The organism is Oceanobacillus sp. FSL K6-0251 (genome assembly GCF_038004725.1).
GTDB classification, from domain to species: domain Bacteria; phylum Bacillota; class Bacilli; order Bacillales; family Amphibacillaceae; genus Oceanobacillus; species Oceanobacillus oncorhynchi.
The window spans coordinates 2,589,275-2,607,048 of sequence record NZ_JBBORS010000001.1; the positions used below are offsets into that span (position 1 = coordinate 2,589,275).

A 17,774-nucleotide genomic window follows, 5' to 3' on the forward strand; every position below is an offset into this window, starting at 1 on the left:
TTTTCTTCAGCCTAAACATATCATAACGTATTTATACCTCGTTAGGCTAGATAATTAGCATCGCATCTCCAAAACTGAAGAAACGATAACGTTCTTTTACAGCCTCATGATATGCATGAAGCACCTCATCTTTCCCGGCCAGAGCACTTACAAGCATAATAAGTGTTGATTTGGGAAGGTGGAAATTTGTAATTAATCCATCAATCGCCTGATATTGATATGGCGGATAAATAAAAATATCTGTCCAGCCGCTCGTTTCTGCAAAGGAACCATCATAATCCCGGGCAATTGTTTCCAGTGTCCGAGTGGAGGTGGTTCCTACTGAAATAATCCTTCTGCCCTCTGCTTTGGCTTGATTCAAAGTGTCAGCCGCTTCTTCGGACATACGGTAAAATTCACTATGCATCGTATGCTCTTCAACAGAATCAACACTTACCGGCCGAAATGTCCCCAAACCAACATGAAGCGTAATAAAAATAATCTGGGCGCCTTTTTCCCTTATCTGCTGTAATAATGCATCGGTAAAATGAAGACCGGCAGTCGGAGCAGCAGCAGATCCTTTTTCTTTTGCGTAAACCGTCTGATAACGGTCTTTTTCAGAAAGCTGCTCCTTAATATATGGCGGCAATGGCATTTCTCCAAGTTCATCTAATATTTCATAAAAAATACCCTGGTAAGAAAATTCGACTGTACGTCCGCCATGTTCTTTCGTGCCTGTGCAAACAGCCTTTAACAGCCCATCTCCAAAATCAATGACTGTCCCTTTTTTTACTTTTTTCGCCGGCTTTACTAACACTTCCCAACTGTCGCCTTCTTCCTGATGCAGTAAAAGAACCTCCAGCTTCGCACCTGTATCTTCTTTTACACCATACAGGCGGGCAGGCAACACCTTTGTATCATTCAAAACAAGGCAATCTCCAGTTTGAAGGTAATCTATTATATCTGAAAAATGCTGATGCTGTATTCGGCCTGTCTGTTTATCCAGCACACAAAGCCTGGATGCAGTCCGATCCTTCAGCGGTGTCTGCGCAATTAATTCTTCAGGCAGATCAAAATCAAAATCTTCAATATTCATGTCCATCCCTTACTTTCCTCTTATCATTAAAACCTATCTAAATCTGCTGATAATAAATAAAATCAGCGTTAATATGACACTAACAAGAATAGAAGTCATTAACGGAAAATGAAAGGTCATATTTCCTTTTTGAAACGTAAAATCACCCGGCAGCCTCCCGATAAAGGTCCAAATCAAGCCGATGATAATTAGCACGATTCCAGCAATAATAAATAATTTACCCATTACTCTTCCCCGTTTATCATTGGTATTCCAAAATGTTCATAGGCTTTGGGTGTTACTTTTCTCCCTCTGGGTGTACGCTGGATAAAACCTAATTGAAGCAGATACGGCTCATATACTTCTTCAATCGTCTGCGATTCTTCACCAATCGTTGCCGCAATGGTATCCAGCCCGACTGGCCCGCCATTAAAGCCTTCTATAATCTCCGTTAACAATTTATGATCAATATGATCCAAACCGGCGTCATCCACCTGCAGCATTTTTAAAGCCTGTCTGGTCGTTTCAAAGCTAATTTCTGTTTCTCCTTTTACCTGTGAAATATCACGTACTCTTTTTAATAAACGGTTTGCAATACGCGGCGTTCCCCTCGATCTGCGGGCAATCTCTATAGCCGCATCTTCTGAAATCGTCATATGGAATATATCGGCTGTACGCATAACAATTTGACGTAAATCCGCCACATCATAGTATTCCAGACGGCTGAGTACACCAAACCGGTCACGCAGCGGCGCACTCAAGAGCCCAGATCGTGTTGTTGCTCCTACCAGTGTAAAAGGCGGCAAATCAATCCGGACACTGCGCGCACTTGGCCCGCTCCCAATTACAATATCAATAAAGAAGTCTTCCATAGCAGGATAAAGCACTTCTTCCACAGATCTCGGGAGACGATGCACTTCATCAATAAATAATACATCTCCAGGCTCCAAAGAAGATAGAATTGCTGCTAAATCTCCGGCTCTCTCTATTGCCGGGCCAGAAGTAGACCTGAATTGCACACCCATCTCATTAGCAATAATAGAAGCCAGTGTCGTTTTACCTAACCCCGGCGGCCCGAACAGCAATACATGATCCAGCGGCTCTTCACGCATTTTAGCTGCTTGGATAAAAATACTTAAATTTTCTTTTACCTTTGGCTGACCAATGTAGTCCTCTAGCTGTAACGGCCTTAAACTTTGCTCTATCGACACATCCTCATCATGCAGGTTTCCGTCAATCATACGTTCATCCAAAAGGAACACTCCTTTCTATTATTTTGCTAACAGACTAAATGCTTTGCGAATAACCTCGTCTGTATTCGTGAGCGTCTTATCTGATTTCAGCTGCGGTGTGATTTTTTTCAGCTCACTTGTGGTAAAGCCTAATGATTTTAAGGCATCCAATGCTTCAGACACAATTTCACGCCCGCTAGTGCCTGCTGCTTCTCCGGAAGTCTGTTCCTCTGTATTTTCTATTGCAAAATCATGAACCAGCTTTCCTTTTAAGTCTAAAATAATCTGGCGCGCTGTTTTTTTTCCGACCCCTGGAAAGGTTGTTAAAAATTTTTCATCTTCATTTTCAACCGCCGCAATAAAGCCTTGAATATTCACGCCGGCTAAAATCGCCAAAGCTCCCTTAGGACCGATGCCTGACACTGAAATAAGCTTCGTAAATAAATATTTCTCATCTGTATTCCGAAAGCCGAATAAAATTTGTGCATCTTCTCTGACATGATGATGCGTATGTATTTGGACTTGCTGATTCATTTCCGGTTCAAATACGTAGGGATTGGGGCAAATCAGCTCATACCCAATCCCATGTACATCCACAATGACAGCATTATCTTTTATCGTCGTAAGCTTTCCTTTTATATATGCAATCATATTGAGCTCCCTTTATTTTAAGTGCGTGTTCATAAAGACCAATAAATAAGAACAGGTCGTCTAATAATGTGCCAGAACGTAGGTGTTCATAGGAAAAAATCTTTTCCCCGCCGTGTCATTTTTTATGGACTTTTTGAACATCCTCTTTAAACAGAATCAATGAATAAACTTCTATTTAGGATAAATAGAAGTTTATTCATTCGACTCCAGATTATGATGAACATCTTGAACATCTTCACTTTCTTCTAATGCATCCACTAACTTCATCATCTTCTCTTCATCTTCCGGAGATAAAGAATTATAATTTTGCGGAATGAAAGTGACTTCTGCATCAGCTAACTTATAAGACTGCTCCTCCAAATAAGAGACAACATCCTGGTAATCCTCGGGGCTCGTATAGATTTCATAAGCTCCATCCTCTATACTGACATCTTCTGCACCGGCTTCCAGTGCATCTAAAGTCATCGTATCTTCATCGATAGTATCATCTTCATTTTCAACGACAATGTAGCCTTTACGATCAAACATAAAAGATACACTTCCATTTTCACCAAGATTTCCGCCATTTTTCTTAAAAGCGTGTCTGATTTCAGCCGCAGTACGGTTTTTATTATCTGTTAACACATTTACAATAACCGCAACACCGCCGGGGCCGTAGCCTTCATAGGTAATTTCCTCATAGGTGGCGCCATCCAGCGTGCCGGTTGCTTTTTTTATATTTCGCTCTATATTATCATTAGGCATATTATCAGCCTTTGCTTTATCCACAGCTGTTCTTAAAGCAGCATTGGTATCCATATCTCCGCCGCCGCTTTTCGCAGCAAGATAGATATCCTTCGCATGCCTCATAAAAATTTTACCTTTTTTTGCATCCTGTGCATTTTTTCTCTTCTGTATATTTTTCCATTTGGAATGTCCAGCCATTAGACATACTCCTCTCTCGAAACTCTTTTTTTACTATATCAAAAAAAGTCCCATCAGAAAAGGAAAACCGTCTTTTTTCCTTAGCTACTCGAACAGATTTTCAAACATACGTTCCATATCTTCTCCCATTTGGTTTGCTTCATCACGTGCATAAAAATCTTTAACTTGCTCCCACTTTGCCACATCATTATAGATAAAAAGCTGTTTATCTGTATCCAGAATTTGTTCGATTTCCTCACTTATTTCTTCAAAATCACGCTGATCTGTCCCTTTCTTCATTTGAACAGCAACAACCACTCGATCTCTTCCTGTAACAACCCGAACATCTTCTGCATCAACATGCTCGCTGACCAATTTTTGAAATGCAGCTGATTCTTCCCGGTCAAAATTCTCTAATGACGGGGCCTTTGTTTGCTTTTCAGCATCATTCTCCGAGGTTGTTCGGTTTCTGTTTTCCTCATAATGAATTGGCTGAACAGATTGGTCATTGCCTGCATTTTTTTCTGTAGCTGTATCGGTATCTGAACAGCCTGTTAATATTATCATGGTGAACACTGCATAAACTATATATTGTATTTTAAACATAATAAAAATCCTCCCTTATACTTTAGTATGGATAAGGAAGGATTTTTTACACCTTTTTTATCAAAACTTTTACGAGCTGGAATCATGTTTATCGTCAGGCTGTTCCGGAAAAAATGGCGGCTTTGGATAGAATGTATTTCCATGTGAATTAGATAACGGCGTCTGATGAGGCTGAAAATAGTGTCGATTTTCAGAGAATTTCGGACTCTGTTCCTGCGGCTGCTCCAAAAATGATGCTGATGTTGGCAGATGATTAGCTTTATTAGAAGACAACGGTTTATCATTATCGGACTGTTGTTTAGAATGCAATGCTCGGTTCGTTACTGACTGATAAGACTCAGGCATCGGCGTTTGCTGACTTGCTTCATTTACAGACGGCTGCTGCTGATAAGGCATCATGTCTTGAAACTGCTGAGGAGCTGCTTCAAACTGTGATTCATTAAAACCAGCCGGAATCGGGGCAAAGCTCCCTTGCATCGGCGGTAGTGGTTGCTGTCCTCCACAGCCGCAGTCTCCCGTCGGCGGCATCATTGGAAATCCTTGCTGCATTCCCGGATGAACAGGATACGGGTGATACGGATGTACCGGCGGATGCATTGGCGGACAAGGTATATAAAACACTGGCATCATCTGCGGTAAAAACGGCATAGGTTCACAAGGCATCGCTGCCGGCTGCTGGTAAGAATCAAAGTCAAATACAGGCTGTTGCTGTTCTGGCGCTTGTGTTTGCGGTTCGGTCTTACTTGCCGGCTGCTGCTCTTTAGCTGGTGCTGTTTTTTCTTGCTTATGTTCTTTAGGCTTCGGCGGCTTTGGCATTTTAGCTGGTTTCTTTTCTGTTTTCATTTCCTTTTCTAAAATAGGCATAGCAGGCGCCTGTGGCATTTGAGGCATTTTGGGCATCACTGCTTCAAATTGTTCCTTTTTCTTTTCTTTTTGATCATCCTCTTTTAAAACAGCAATTGGTGTCGGTGTTTTATGCTTATAAGGATGCTCTTCTTTTTTCTTTTCTTCTTTTTGCACCGGTTTTTTTTGTTCTTTCTTGGTTGTTTTTGTCTCTTCTTTGGAAACCGGCGTCATTTGTTCTTTCTTGGATTTCTTTTCTTCCTTAGATAGTGGTGCTGTCTCTTCTTTTTTAGATGTACTTTTTTGTACCGCTTTTTTTGATCCGGGTATTTTGATCTTCATTCCAGGCATTAGTTTCTCCGGGTCAGCCAAATGTGAATTTACCTTTTTTAATTCCTCAAAAGAAGCATTATACTTCTCAGCCAATTTCCACAACGTATCTCCAAGCTGCACAATGTGTATTTTCAAAAATAACGAACTCCTTTCCCTTTCATGATTGAAATGGGCTAATGCTCTATATCAGCATATGCATGAAACAGAAAAAAGTTGCACATGTATGGTTACATGCTTGTTCATTTTCAAGCTTTCAATCCAGCATTTTATATTGATAAAGAAATATGCCAAATTTTTTATTTCATATTCCTCACAGAAGAGACGACCTGTCAAAATAGTGTCCATATCCATAAATGTTTCAATCTGATTTGTACATACTAACCAGAGAAAGCATCGTTTAAATAACGTTTCTTGTGTCGGGTATTTATTTGGACACGCTCCAATCATAGGTTTTGTTTTAGTCTGGAGTCTGTTTTCATGCTGGCCGTAAATGTTATAGCGTCTGAGATGAGTCGTTCATGGCAGAGATTATTTTTTATGCTTGCTTAGGAAACTGGATTCTAAAAAATAATAAAAATCATTGTAGGTATTTTTTAAATACTGGAAGGAGAAAATTATGAGCAACCCCTCTAAAAAAAGGAAAATATCTGATGTTTTCATTTATGCCTCTATTGTTGTAGGTATTTTAGTGATACTTGGTGCAGTATTTCCAAATCAATTCGGACAAATTTCCGGAAACGTATCCTCCTGGATCACGAACTATTTTGGCTGGTATTACATGATTCTTACTGCGATTCTTGTTTTCTTCTGTTTATTTCTTATTTTCAGTCCTATAGGAACTTTAAAATTAGGGAAGCCAAGAGATAAACCAGAATTCAATACAATTTCTTGGCTTGCCATGTTATTCAGTGCCGGGATGGGGATTGGATTAGTGTTCTATGGTGCCTCTGAGCCAATTTCACATTATATTGCTCCACCTACAGAAGATCCAGAAACCAATGCCGCGATGCTTGAGTCGATCCGCTCCACTTTTTTACATTATGGGTTTCATGCCTGGGCGATATATGGCGTAGTTGCTCTTTCTCTCGCATATTCCCAGTTTCGAAAAGGAGAGGTCGGACTATTATCTAAAGCCCTGCGTCCATTATTCCATGATCGTGTGGACGGTATATTCGGCACTGTCGTAGATGTATTAGCCGTTTTTGCAACTGTAATTGGTGTTGCCGTATCGCTCGGTGTCGGAGCTTTACAAATCAATGGCGGGTTAAACTACCTGTTCGGTGTGCCTAATAACTCAATCGTTCAGGGGATCATTATCGCTATTGTAACGGTGCTATTCCTTATCAGCGCCTGGAGCGGAATAAATAAAGGGCTTCAATATTTGAGCAATGCAAACATGGTGTTAGCCGGCATCATCTTTCTTACTATATTAATTGTTGGACCAACTATTCTAATCTTAAATATGATGACAAGCGGAGCAGGCTCCTATCTGCAAAATCTTTTGTATAATTCTTTAGACGTCGCGCCGCTAAATGCTCAAAAGCGTGAATGGATGGCTGACTGGACGCTTTATTATTGGGGCTGGTGGATGAGCTGGAGTCCATTTGTCGGCATCTTCATCGCCCGTGTTTCCAGAGGCCGGTCAATTCGAGAATTTGTTTTGGCTGTAATGCTTGTTCCTACAATCATTAGTATTTTATGGTTCAGTGTATTTGGCGTTACAAGTATTTCGATTGCCCAAAGTGCTCCGCAAATCTTTAATATGGGCCCGGAAACGCAATTATTTGCAGTTTTCAATGAAATGCCGCTGGGCACCATTTTATCCATTGTTACAATTCTGCTCGTAACCATATTCTTTATAACTTCTGCGGATTCAGCAACTTTCGTTTTAGGGATGCAAACATCCTTTGGGTCTTTAACTCCAGATAGGAAGATAAAAATTATTTGGGGGATTGCATTATCAGCCATTGGATATATCCTTCTTTTGGCAGGCGGAGAAAATGGCCTCGATGCACTGCAGTCCGCCGCAATAACCGCTGCCTTGCCATTCAGCATCGTGGTTATATTGCTGGTGATATCCTTCTTTAAAGTTGCTAACGAGGAAAGGAAATTTTTAGGTTTATCTATAACGCCTAACAAAAAAAGAATGCAGACATATCTGGAAAATTCCCCAGAGGAATACGAAAAGAATTTAGAAACATACCGGGAAAAGAAAAAAGACGATACCAAAGGAATATAAAATAAAACTTCACTCAGCGGGAGTTTTACGGACGGTTCTCCGTGGTAAATAAGTATGCAAACAAATTAAATTCTGTGGACGCCTCTCAGCTTGCTTCTCCGTCAGACTCTGTGCTGTTGCATGCTTAGGGACAGGTTCTGTTATGAAAGATTTTTGAACACTGATTAGATGCTTAAAAAGTGCTGGGAAGAAAATAACTCAGCGCTTTTTCTTGTACCGTTTTATTTTATCCCGGGCTGTCCGCCTGAACAGAACCTGCAAACATACAGGCACCTTAAAAATGGTTTTCTTTTTTCATTGGCAGTTCATTTATTCTGTTGAAGGCGCATTTTGATATAAAAATGTTTTCTTTTATCTTATAGAGGTATATAGATATAAGGGGATATCCTGAAACAAGAAGCTTAATAAAATTTAAAATCCATTCTTACCGCTGTACAATAAGGCTTTCGCTTTATTTTTATCCAGATTGCAGTTGATTTTATGATGGTTCCTTGTTAGGATATGAAAGTCTATAAAATACAAAATTCAAATTTGTATTTAGGATTGTTTTAAATACGGGAAGGAGCAAATTATGAGTAAAAACTCATCAAAAAGAAAAATGTCTAACGTTTTTCTTTACGCCTCTATTGTTATTGGCATTTTAGTAATACTTGGAGCAGTTTTTCCAGAAGGATTTGGAAACATTGCAGGTAATTTATCAGATTGGATTACAGAATATTTTGGCTGGTATTACATGATTCTTACAACCATCCTCGTTTTCTTCTGTATTTTTCTTATTTTCAGTCCAATCGGAACGTTAAAGTTAGGAAAACCAAAAGATAAACCAGAATTCAATACCGTTTCTTGGCTTGCTATGTTATTTAGTGCCGGGATGGGAATTGGGTTAGTGTTCTATGGTGCGTCTGAGCCTGTTTCGCATTATCTTGCTCCGCCAACAGCGGATCCAGAGACGAACGAAGCGATGCTTGAATCGATGCGCTCTACTTTCTTACACTATGGCTTCCATGCATGGGCTATATATGGTGTTGTAGCATTGGCACTCGCATATTCTCAATTTAGAAGAGGGGAAGTTGGACTTTTATCCAAAGCATTACGCCCGATATTCCACGATCGCGTTGATGGACCATTGGGCACCGTGGTAGACGTTCTTGCAGTTTTTGCAACCGTAATCGGTGTTGCCGTCTCACTTGGTGTAGGTGCTTTGCAGATTAATGGCGGTTTAAACTACTTAATCGGTATACCTAATAACATATTCGTACAAGCAATTATTATAGCTGTGGTAACAGTGCTGTTCTTAATCAGCGCTTGGAGCGGTTTAAGCAAAGGAATCCAATATTTAAGTAATGCAAACATGGTATTGGCCGGAATTTTATTTCTAATCATATTAATTGTCGGACCGACTATTTTAATCTTGAATATTATGACCTCCGGCACTGGCGGCTATCTGCAAAATTTCGTATATAATGCTTTAGATGTCGCACCGCTGAATCAGCAAAAAAGTGATTGGATGTCCGACTGGACGATTTACTATTGGGGCTGGTGGATGAGCTGGAGCCCGTTTGTGGGAATCTTCATTGCACGTGTTTCCAAGGGTCGTACAGTACGTGAATTTATTCTTGCTGTATTGCTGGTTCCTACAGTAATAGGTATTATATGGTTCAGCGTATTTGGAGTCACTGGCATCTCTATCGGTCAAAGTACTCCACATATATTTGATATGCCGCCCGAAACACAATTGTTTGGAATTTTCAACGAACTTCCAATGGGCGTGATACTATCAATTATTGCGATTCTGCTTGTATCCATATTCTTTATAACCTCTGCCGACTCGGCAACTTTCGTTTTAGGAATGCAAACCTCCTTCGGGTCTCTGACACCGCCTGGAAGAGTGAAAATTGTTTGGGGAGTTTCCTTATCAGCTATTGCATTTATTCTTTTATTAGCGGGAGGAGAAACTGGTCTTGACGCATTACAATCAGCTGCGATAACAGCTGCTCTGCCATTTAGTATTGTAGTCATATTGCTGGTTATATCCTTCTTCAAAATTGCTAATGAAGAAAGAAAATTCCTGGGGCTAACGATTACACCGAACAAACAGCGGGTGAAAACTTATCTGGAAACATCGCCAGAGGAATATGAGAAAAAATTAGAAACGTACAGAGAAAAGCAAAAAGACGATACAAAAGGTATATAAGCAAGAAAAAAGTGCTGGGCGTAATCACTCAGCACTTTTTTCTTTTGTTCTCCTATATTCTGTTTGCAAATTGTTACCTATCTTTTATTTTAAAATATTATATTATCGCTGTTATCACTTCTAAACTTCAAATAGGGACAGGACTTTTAACTTATAAGATATCATAAACAGAATATGATCCCAAAATTGTAACCTGGCATCCTAATGCTTCCAGTTCAGCCTTTACACCGGGAAGAAGAACGTCATCATAGGCTTGATTCACATCAATAATAAAGAAATAATTGCCTAATCCTGTTTTCGTAGGCCTGGACTCAATCTTAGATAAATTCAATTTACGCCACGCAAAGGCAGAAAGAATTTGATGCAGTGCTCCTGCCTGGTCACTTGGCAGCGTAATTAAAAGCGTTGTTTTATCACCCTTGGCTTCGCTTTTGATTTTAACCTTCTCCGGCTGGTGAGAAAGGACCAGGAATCGGGTATGGTTATTTGGATAATCATGAATATTTTCTTTCATTATTTCCAAGCCATACTCTGAAGCTGCTGCCCGATTTCCGATAGCTGCAATGGGCTGATCAGAATTGCTTACGATTTCAGCCGCTTTCCCCGTTGAGGAAGTAAAAGCAATTTTGGCATTATGTAAATTCTGGTGCAAATATTGATGGCACTGAGCAATAGCATGACTATGCGAATGCACCTCTTCTATATCGGATTCTTTTTGAACTATATCACTGCGCACCAATAAATGCTGTTGAATCGGGACAACGATTTCTCCCACTACAGGGATCCGCACTTGATGAATCAAATAATCCACCGTCAATTGTACAGTTCCTTCAATAGCGTTTTCTAACGGAACAACTCCAATATCAATTTCTCCTTTATCTACGGCATCGATACATTCTGGGATTGTTTTAAAAGCTTCTTTATGTTCTCCGTTAAACGTTGCATCTACTGCTAATTTTGTAAATGTTCCTTTGGGGCCTAAATAACCAATACTCGTCAACTTCATTTCCTCCTAAATAGAAAAATGCAAAGCACCTGTTAAACAACGCCGAAACTTGAGCCCCTGTTCATTTAGAGCGGTTTAACTTTGATCTGTCCGCACCTGCAGGCTTGCAGGCTGCTAAGTTTTTCCGCCGGGGCTCATGTGTTATTTCTTCGTTTTTGGCGCTTGGAACTGAAAATTAAAATCTATTCAATAAAATCAAATTCATAATCTAACAGCCGAACCGTATCACCGTCTTGTGCTCCGCGCTCACGAAGCGCTTTATCTACACCCATTCCTCTTAATTGGCGTGAAAAACGCTGAACAGCTTCATCATGTTGGAAATCAGTCATTTTAAATAATGTTTCGATTCGATGTCCATAGAGTACGTATGCACCATCCGGATCTCTTGTGATATGGAAAGGATCCTCTTCCTTCTGGTAACGATAAACAACCGTTTCATCCGCCTGCTCTATCTCTGGCTCATATTTTGGAATCTCTTCCAGCTTATCTGCCACTGCAAATAATAAATCTCTCAGACCATCCTTGGTAACAGCTGAAATTTTATATATCGGAACTTCTTCCCCAAGGTTTTCTTTGAACCCTGCTAAATTCTCTTCTGAACCCGGCATGTCCATTTTATTGGCAGCGATGATTTGCGGTCTTGTTAAAAGCTTCTTATCATACGCCGCCAGCTCTTCATTAATCTTAATATAGTCTTCATAAGGGTCGCGTCCTTCTGTCCCTGCCATATCAATCACATGAACAATAACTCTTGTACGCTCCACATGGCGCAGGAATTGATGGCCCAATCCAACCCCCTGGGAGGCGCCCTCTATTAAACCGGGTAAATCGGCCATCACAAAGCTGCGCTGGTCTCCTGTGTCCACAACACCCAGATTTGGAGCAATCGTTGTAAAATGATAAGCAGCAACCTTTGGCTTAGCCGCACTGACGACAGACAATAATGTAGACTTTCCAACACTTGGAAAACCGACCAATCCCACATCAGCAATCAGCTTCAGCTCTACTTTAATATTACGCTCCTGCCCCGGTTCACCGTTTTCTGCCATATCGGGAGCTGGATTACGCGGACTGGCAAACCTTGTGTTACCTCTTCCTCCCCGTCCGCCTTTTGCGATAACAGCCTCTTGCTCGTGAGTTGTTAAATCGGCTATTACTTCTTCTGTATCTTCATCGATTACAGTTGTTCCGGGTGGTACTGGAATCACATAAGCAGCAGCATTTTTACCGTGCTGGGTTTTACTCATTCCGTTTTCACCGCGTTTACCTTTAAAATGACGATTGTAGCGAAAATCCATTAATGTATTTAAACCTTCATCTACCTTAAAGACGATATCCGCTCCATTACCGCCATCTCCACCTGCGGGGCCGCCTTTTGGAACATATTTCTCCCTGCGGTATGCAACAAGTCCATTACCGCCGTCTCCGGCTTTCACATAGACACTTACCTGATCAACAAACATGGCTATTCACCTCTTTCTTCCTTTGCTATTTTCCAATTAAAGCTTGTTTGTTCTTTTTCATTCGTCATAGAAATCCCATATTGTTTTTCTACGTTATTCATATTTATTTTCTCAAGTACGACATCATTTATGTTCATCCCGATTTCCCAATGGGTTTCTTTTTCTTTCATATTGAGAAAGAGTTCGTGCACATGGAACGCTTCTGCAGCATCTGATAAAACAGCTAATAATGCTTCACAAGCAGAGAGAAGCTTTTGCCCGTCAATGGATTTTTCCATTGATTCCAGCAAATCTATACGATAGGTTAATGCAAAAGAAGGGTAGTTATCCTGAAACCGCAATACCCAGATCATAAATGCATCAGCATTCAACCGCATCAGTTTTCGTTCCTCTTCATAAAACTTGATTACATCATCTAAATTCTTTTTTGCTTTATCTGCTTTTCCCATACTCAAATAACCGGAAACAATTTGTAATCGGTTCATTAGATCATGTCGATACTTCTGGATTAAACCAACTGTCTCCTTTTCGTCCATTCCTTCACCTCATTAAAATTGAGTATAGCAGAAATCAGAGGAAATCAAAAGTCGTAAACAGCAGAATCCGGCTATACTTTAGAAATCAAAGAAGGCTGCCGAGAGATTATCTCGACAGCCTGTCTTGTTCGTTTCTTAACTATACTGTTATCCGAGCATTATGCTTCTTTAGCTACAGGATAAACACTGACTTTTTTACGATCTCTACCGAAGCGTTCGAATCTCACAACACCATCGATTTTAGCAAAAAGCGTGTCATCCCCGCCGCGGCCAACATTCTCACCTGGATAAATTTTTGTACCGCGTTGACGATAAAGGATAGAACCGCCAGTTACAAACTGTCCATCAGCACGTTTAGATCCAAGTCGTTTTGATTCTGAATCACGACCGTTTTTTGAGCTACCTACACCTTTTTTAGATGCGAAAAATTGTAAATCAAGACGTAACATGAAAATGCACCTCCTTATGAAAATTTCAGTTCAATATGCTCCCCATAACTTTCTTCAATGGTTTCTAAAGAGACAATCATCCCTTTTATCAGCCACTGTATTTTTTCAAGTTTTTCGGAGCTTATATTTGTTGGAAGCTTCACAGCAAGATAACCGCCGTCAGCTCCCTGATCAATATCGAGGTCTGTCTCACATAGCTTCATAATTGCATTCACAGCACCAAATGTCACAGCTGAAACTCCTGCACAGACAAGATCATACCCATAAGGACCACTCTCTGCATGTCCAGTAAGTTTAAATGCTGTAACCTGATTGTCAGATTGAAAAACCGTTACCTGAATCATTATGAACAACAGATCCTTATAAGCTGATTTTATCGATTACAAGTTTCGTATATGGTTGACGATGACCTTGTTTACGATGATAGTTCTTTTTAGGCTTGAACTTCACAACGTCAATTTTCTTTTGACGGCCATGTTTTTCAACCTTAGCTGTTACAGATGCGCCATCCACATATGGAGCACCAACCTTCACATCGTCTCCGCCGACGAATAGGACTTTCTCAAAAGTCACCGTGTCATTCACTTCACCAGTAACTTTCTCTACATAAATTTCTTGTCCCTCAGTTACTTTAACTTGCTTACCACCAGTTTCAATAATTGCGTACATTTATATGCACCTCCTCTTTAAACTCAGACTCGCCATTCAGGTACTGCAGACAGCAGTTTTAAAACCTGTTCTGCGCGGTTGTAGCACGGGTGCTACTTTGCATAACAGATAAATCTTATCATTTTACAGGTTTCATTGTCAACCTTTTTTAAAAAATACCTTTATATTCGTCCATTTAGACGGAGTGTCTTTCAAATTATATAAAATAATGCATCCTTCTGCAAGAACCTTACCTTTAATTACACTGCGATATATCCGTTGATAAAGGGATAAATATCAATCATCTTCAGCCTGCACAGTCTGTCATTTATCTTTCTTCCATTTACTCATATATACAGCTTGTTCCACATATAATGAATCACACCACGCTATAAAGGATTGTGAGATGTATGGATAAAAACTTAAAAAGAATTCGCAAAGCCATTGAAATGCGTCAAAAAGCAAAAGGATTAAATCGAACAAATCGGAGCCAGCAAGAAGATTATCTGCAAAGTAACGCGTTACCGGAAATGGAAGAGTCTCACGGTTTTTATCCTTCTATATCCGCCAGCCATACAAATTCAGCAAGTCCTGAGAACAATTCCCGTATTACCAGTATTGCTGTGAAGGCTCTTTTGTCCGTTTCACTGTTTCTGGGGACCGCATTCGTTACAGAAATAGACAGGCCATTTATGCAACAGCCTAAAGAGTGGCTTACTTCCACTTTAACGAATCAATTTCCTTTTGCAAAAGTAAATGCATGGTATTCTGATGCATTTGGTGCTCCCCTGTCATTCAGGCCGAGTACAGTTTCAGAAGAAGTAACCAACGATGCAGGGTATCTTCCAGTCAACGGCATCATTTCAGAGCATTTCCATGAAAATGGGCAAGGCATCTATATTGAACCGGAGGGAGAAGAAAATGTAGCAGCTGTCCAAGAAGGTATTGTTGTGTTTGCCGGCAACGACCGTTCCACAGAAAAAACAGTCAAGATTCAGCATGCAGATGGAACCACGACACAATATGGCTTTTTAGATTCCATCGAGGTTCATTTATATCAGCATATTGCCAATGGGCAAGTTCTGGGAACCTCAGGAATGGAAATGGAAAGCGAAAGTTCATCTGTTTTTTTCGCAATTGAGCAAGAAAACCAATATATTGATCCTGAGCAGGTGATTCTGGTTGATCAACAGCCTTAAAAATTCCGTACAGCTTATTCATCTACATCCGATTCTTTGGATATTCTTTGTCATTTCCTTTTTAACAGGTTCTTTTACTGAACTTGCTATTATATTCAGCCTTGTTTTTCTTCACGAATTAGGGCACTATATTGCTGCTTCTTCCTTTAAATGGCGAATTTCCGCTATTATTCTTTGGGCTTTCGGCGGCGTCATGAAGACAGATGAACACGGGACTCGCCCCGTCCGTGAAGAAGTAATTGTTATACTGGCAGGTCCGATGGTACAAGTTTTCATATTTGGCTTCCTTTATAGCGCATTTTCCTTTGGAATGATACCAGACTATTACTACGGATTAATTCTTTATTATAATACAATCATCCTCTTATTTAACTTGCTGCCTATTTGGCCGCTGGATGGCGGAAAACTTGTTTTCTTAGCTTTAACTACTTTCTTAACCTTTAAAAAGGCGTATTATGTAACTATCATCAGCTCTTTAGTAATTTGTGCCCTGATTATTCTCGCTCAGCTTCTTTTCTTTCCATTTACACTGAGCAGTTTTCTTATTTGGCTCTTTTTAATACATGAAAATCGAAAAGAATGGAAATATCGCTTTTATGTATTTATCCGTTTCCTTTTAAAGAGATATGAGAGCGGACATTTTGTACGTGCTATCCAACCGATTTATGCCTCTCCTCAAGATAGCTTTTTGGATGTATTAGCCCGGTTTCATCGTGAAAAAAAACATACTATTTATATTGAATACCCTGATAGAGAACGCATTTCTGTGGAGGATAATGAATGCTTGGATTTCTATTTTAATGAGAGACCTTATCGAAAAACGATTGGAGAAGCTTTTACTGGCTACTGAATAAATAAAACATCCGCCACGGTACTTCCGCAGCGGATGTTTTATTTATAAGATTATTATATTTTAAAGAATGCTTTTACCTTTTGCATAAAACTTTTTTCTTCCTCGAGCGACTGAAGCGGAACGGTTTCGCCTAAAATCCTTCTGGCTATGTTGCGATAGCTGATAGAGGATTTAAAATTTGGATGCAGCGCAATGGGTTCTCCTTTATTAGAAGCTTTAATCATTTCTTCACTATCCGCTACAATCCCAATTAAATCAATTGCTAAGAGCTGAACAATATCGTCTACATCGAGCATATCGCCATTCTGCATCATATGATTACGGATTCGATTAATGACGAGTCTCGGCGGTTCGATCATATCTTCTTTTTCAATCAATCCGATAATTCGATCTGCATCGCGTACACTGGAATTTTCAGGTGTTGTGACTACAATCGCTCTGTCCGCACCAGCAATGGCATTTTGAAAGCCTTGTTCAATACCTGCCGGACAATCAATAATGATATAATCGTATTCTTGCTTTAATTCTGTCACGATCTCTTTCATTCCCTCTGTGGTGACAGATGACTTATCGCTTGTCTGTGCGGCAGGAAGTAAAGAAAGGTAATCAAAACGTTTATCTTTGATTAAAGCCTGCTGCAGCTTACAGCGCCCCTGAATAACGTCAACAATATCATAAATAATACGATTTTCCAGCCCCATAATTACATCGAGATTACGAAGGCCGATATCTGTATCGATTAAACAAACTTTTTTATCCATTAATGCTAAAGATGTCCCAATATTTGCAGTTGTCGTTGTTTTACCAACTCCACCTTTCCCGGATGTAATTACAATCGCTTCACCCATTATTCATTCTCCTCTCAAATGCGCTAATCACCTTTCTCTGTTTAGAAAGTATTTTGATAGAATCAATTACAATCTTGTTCTGATCCGGATCAATGATTCCGCATTCCATGTATACTCCATCTGCTTCATAATCAGGTGCCCGACTGATATATTCTGCAATTCGAAGCTGTGCCGGTTTCATATAAGAAGCAGCTATAAAAGCTTCTTGGTCCCCTTCTGTGCCAGCATGTGCAATTCCTAATAAGTTCCCCATGATATAGATGTTTCCTCTGGCTCTTACTCTGCCTCCAGGGTTCACATCACCAATCAGCAGCAAATCGCCTTCTGTTTCAAGAACTTGTCCAGATCGGACAATCTGGTTAACTACTTTTAATTTACTCTGATCCAGCCAAGTTTTTGCATCTTTGATTGGTATAACTTCGGATTCCATTGCTTCAATCTGGAAACGATTCTTCTCTTCAATAATTTTCTTTAATTGATTGCGCTGTTCCTCGGTTAAATAACGGTGTCCGAGTTTTACTTTTACAGAAACTACAGGTTCCTCTTTTTTCGGGCTGCTTTCATCAAGCTTTTTGATTAAATCTTGGACAATTTCTTCAAAAGAAGAATTTTCATCTATAAATAAAATCAAACCATCTCTTGTCCCTTTAATCGTGATGGTCGGTTTGGTTTCTTGCACGATATATTCACCTCTTTTTTCTACAGCCAGCATAAAAG

Annotated in this window: 19 protein-coding genes and 1 other annotated feature; of the genes, 4 read left to right on the forward strand and 15 right to left on the reverse strand. The window is 40.0% G+C overall.

All coding sequences use genetic code 11. The features are described from left to right. Positions 1-46: 46 nt before the first annotated feature. From queA to safA, 7 genes are all read right to left on the reverse strand, one after another. Entirely contained in the window at positions 47-1,075 is a 1,029-nt protein-coding gene (queA, locus tag MKY45_RS13035) for a tRNA preQ1(34) S-adenosylmethionine ribosyltransferase-isomerase QueA (protein ID WP_341173482.1), read from the reverse strand. A gap of 33 nt (positions 1,076-1,108) precedes the next feature. Beyond that, positions 1,109-1,300: a DUF2905 domain-containing protein gene (locus MKY45_RS13040; protein ID WP_042534363.1), complete on the reverse strand. Its 192-nt coding sequence runs from the start codon at positions 1,298-1,300 to the stop codon at positions 1,109-1,111. Continuing rightward, positions 1,300-2,307 carry a Holliday junction branch migration DNA helicase RuvB gene (gene ruvB, locus MKY45_RS13045; RefSeq protein ID WP_042534365.1) on the reverse strand — a complete coding sequence of 336 codons (1,008 nt, stop codon included), beginning with the start codon at positions 2,305-2,307 and terminating at the stop codon, positions 1,300-1,302. The genes MKY45_RS13040 and ruvB overlap by 1 nt, the downstream gene beginning before the upstream one ends. 18 nt (positions 2,308-2,325) lie before the next feature. Further along, complete coding sequence (ruvA, locus tag MKY45_RS13050) at positions 2,326-2,937, reverse strand: Holliday junction branch migration protein RuvA (RefSeq protein WP_042534367.1); 612 nt, start codon at positions 2,935-2,937, stop codon at positions 2,326-2,328. Positions 2,938-3,129: 192 nt separating this feature from the next. Then, on the reverse strand, positions 3,130-3,861 hold the full coding sequence (locus MKY45_RS13055) for a YebC/PmpR family DNA-binding transcriptional regulator (protein WP_042534369.1): 732 nt from the start codon (positions 3,859-3,861) through the stop codon (positions 3,130-3,132). Between the two features lie 84 nt (positions 3,862-3,945). Beyond that, the gene (locus MKY45_RS13060; protein ID WP_256704750.1) at positions 3,946-4,446 is read right to left on the reverse strand and encodes a YhcN/YlaJ family sporulation lipoprotein; all 501 of its coding nucleotides are present in this window, start codon (positions 4,444-4,446) and stop codon (positions 3,946-3,948) included. Between the two features lie 69 nt (positions 4,447-4,515). Continuing rightward, positions 4,516-5,757, reverse strand: a complete 1,242-nt coding sequence (gene safA / locus MKY45_RS13065; RefSeq protein WP_256704751.1) for a SafA/ExsA family spore coat assembly protein — start codon at positions 5,755-5,757, stop codon at positions 4,516-4,518. A gap of 481 nt (positions 5,758-6,238) precedes the next feature. On the opposite strand from safA, the gene MKY45_RS13070 reads away from it, so the two are divergent. Next, complete coding sequence (locus MKY45_RS13070) at positions 6,239-7,861, forward strand: BCCT family transporter (RefSeq protein ID WP_256704752.1); 1,623 nt, start codon at positions 6,239-6,241, stop codon at positions 7,859-7,861. A gap of 571 nt (positions 7,862-8,432) precedes the next feature. Then, positions 8,433-10,055, forward strand: coding sequence for a BCCT family transporter (locus tag MKY45_RS13075; RefSeq protein ID WP_042534374.1), 1,623 nt, complete (start codon positions 8,433-8,435; stop codon positions 10,053-10,055). A 151-nt stretch (positions 10,056-10,206) separates the two neighbouring features. Here MKY45_RS13075 and pheA read toward each other — a convergent pair whose 3' ends face one another. The 6 genes from pheA to rplU form a co-directional block, all read right to left on the reverse strand. After that, positions 10,207-11,061, reverse strand: a complete 855-nt coding sequence (pheA, locus tag MKY45_RS13080; protein WP_042534376.1) for a prephenate dehydratase — start codon at positions 11,059-11,061, stop codon at positions 10,207-10,209. A 182-nt stretch (positions 11,062-11,243) separates the two neighbouring features. After that, positions 11,244-12,524 carry a GTPase ObgE gene (gene obgE / locus MKY45_RS13085; protein ID WP_256704753.1) on the reverse strand — a complete coding sequence of 427 codons (1,281 nt, stop codon included), beginning with the start codon at positions 12,522-12,524 and terminating at the stop codon, positions 11,244-11,246. 2 nt (positions 12,525-12,526) lie between these two features. Beyond that, positions 12,527-13,060, reverse strand: coding sequence for a Spo0B domain-containing protein (locus tag MKY45_RS13090; RefSeq protein WP_289584814.1), 534 nt, complete (start codon positions 13,058-13,060; stop codon positions 12,527-12,529). Positions 13,061-13,218: 158 nt separating this feature from the next. Continuing rightward, complete coding sequence (gene rpmA / locus MKY45_RS13095) at positions 13,219-13,509, reverse strand: 50S ribosomal protein L27 (RefSeq protein WP_042534381.1); 291 nt, start codon at positions 13,507-13,509, stop codon at positions 13,219-13,221. A 14-nt stretch (positions 13,510-13,523) separates the two neighbouring features. Further along, entirely contained in the window at positions 13,524-13,853 is a 330-nt protein-coding gene (locus MKY45_RS13100) for a ribosomal-processing cysteine protease Prp (protein WP_289584815.1), read from the reverse strand. Positions 13,854-13,869: 16 nt separating this feature from the next. Further along, entirely contained in the window at positions 13,870-14,178 is a 309-nt protein-coding gene (gene rplU / locus MKY45_RS13105) for a 50S ribosomal protein L21 (protein WP_042534385.1), read from the reverse strand. Positions 14,179-14,193: 15 nt separating this feature from the next. Beyond that, positions 14,194-14,268, reverse strand: a sequence feature (ribosomal protein L21 leader region). Positions 14,269-14,567: 299 nt separating this feature from the next. Here rplU and MKY45_RS13110 point away from each other — a divergent pair. Next, a complete protein-coding gene (locus MKY45_RS13110) occupies positions 14,568-15,356 on the forward strand; it encodes a M23 family metallopeptidase (protein WP_042534387.1) in 789 nt (262 codons plus the stop codon). After that, positions 15,340-16,206 carry a M50 family metallopeptidase gene (locus MKY45_RS13115; RefSeq protein ID WP_052485080.1) on the forward strand — a complete coding sequence of 289 codons (867 nt, stop codon included), beginning with the start codon at positions 15,340-15,342 and terminating at the stop codon, positions 16,204-16,206. The genes MKY45_RS13110 and MKY45_RS13115 overlap by 17 nt, the downstream gene beginning before the upstream one ends. 56 nt (positions 16,207-16,262) lie before the next feature. On the opposite strand, the gene minD is transcribed toward MKY45_RS13115, so the two are convergent. After that, positions 16,263-17,057 (reverse strand): septum site-determining protein MinD, encoded by a 795-nt coding sequence (gene minD / locus MKY45_RS13120; protein ID WP_042534389.1) that lies wholly within the window; start codon positions 17,055-17,057, stop codon positions 16,263-16,265. Further along, entirely contained in the window at positions 17,050-17,736 is a 687-nt protein-coding gene (gene minC / locus MKY45_RS13125) for a septum site-determining protein MinC (protein ID WP_042536291.1), read from the reverse strand. Before minC ends, minD begins: the two co-directional genes overlap by 8 nt. Positions 17,737-17,774: the final 38 nt, after the last annotated feature.

Bases quoted from the DNA above. Each gene is read 5' to 3' on its own strand.
- MKY45_RS13110 (WP_042534387.1), top strand. From the start codon at position 14,568: ATGGATAAAAACTTAAAAAGAATTCGCAAAGCCATTGAAATGCGTCAA.
- MKY45_RS13090 (WP_289584814.1), bottom strand. From the start codon at position 13,060: ATGGACGAAAAGGAGACAGTTGGTTTAATCCAGAAGTATCGACATGAT.
- minD (WP_042534389.1), bottom strand. From the start codon at position 17,057: ATGGGTGAAGCGATTGTAATTACATCCGGGAAAGGTGGAGTTGGTAAA.
- MKY45_RS13070 (WP_256704752.1), top strand. From the start codon at position 6,239: ATGAGCAACCCCTCTAAAAAAAGGAAAATATCTGATGTTTTCATTTAT.
- queA (WP_341173482.1), bottom strand. From the start codon at position 1,075: ATGAATATTGAAGATTTTGATTTTGATCTGCCTGAAGAATTAATTGCG.
- MKY45_RS13040 (WP_042534363.1), bottom strand. From the start codon at position 1,300: ATGGGTAAATTATTTATTATTGCTGGAATCGTGCTAATTATCATCGGC.
- MKY45_RS13060 (WP_256704750.1), bottom strand. From the start codon at position 4,446: ATGTTTAAAATACAATATATAGTTTATGCAGTGTTCACCATGATAATA.
- pheA (WP_042534376.1), bottom strand. From the start codon at position 11,061: ATGAAGTTGACGAGTATTGGTTATTTAGGCCCCAAAGGAACATTTACA.
- rplU (WP_042534385.1), bottom strand. From the start codon at position 14,178: ATGTACGCAATTATTGAAACTGGTGGTAAGCAAGTTAAAGTAACTGAG.
- MKY45_RS13100 (WP_289584815.1), bottom strand. From the start codon at position 13,853: ATGATTCAGGTAACGGTTTTTCAATCTGACAATCAGGTTACAGCATTT.
- rpmA (WP_042534381.1), bottom strand. From the start codon at position 13,509: ATGTTACGTCTTGATTTACAATTTTTCGCATCTAAAAAAGGTGTAGGT.
- MKY45_RS13075 (WP_042534374.1), top strand. From the start codon at position 8,433: ATGAGTAAAAACTCATCAAAAAGAAAAATGTCTAACGTTTTTCTTTAC.
- MKY45_RS13055 (WP_042534369.1), bottom strand. From the start codon at position 3,861: ATGGCTGGACATTCCAAATGGAAAAATATACAGAAGAGAAAAAATGCA.
- obgE (WP_256704753.1), bottom strand. From the start codon at position 12,524: ATGTTTGTTGATCAGGTAAGTGTCTATGTGAAAGCCGGAGACGGCGGT.
- ruvA (WP_042534367.1), bottom strand. From the start codon at position 2,937: ATGATTGCATATATAAAAGGAAAGCTTACGACGATAAAAGATAATGCT.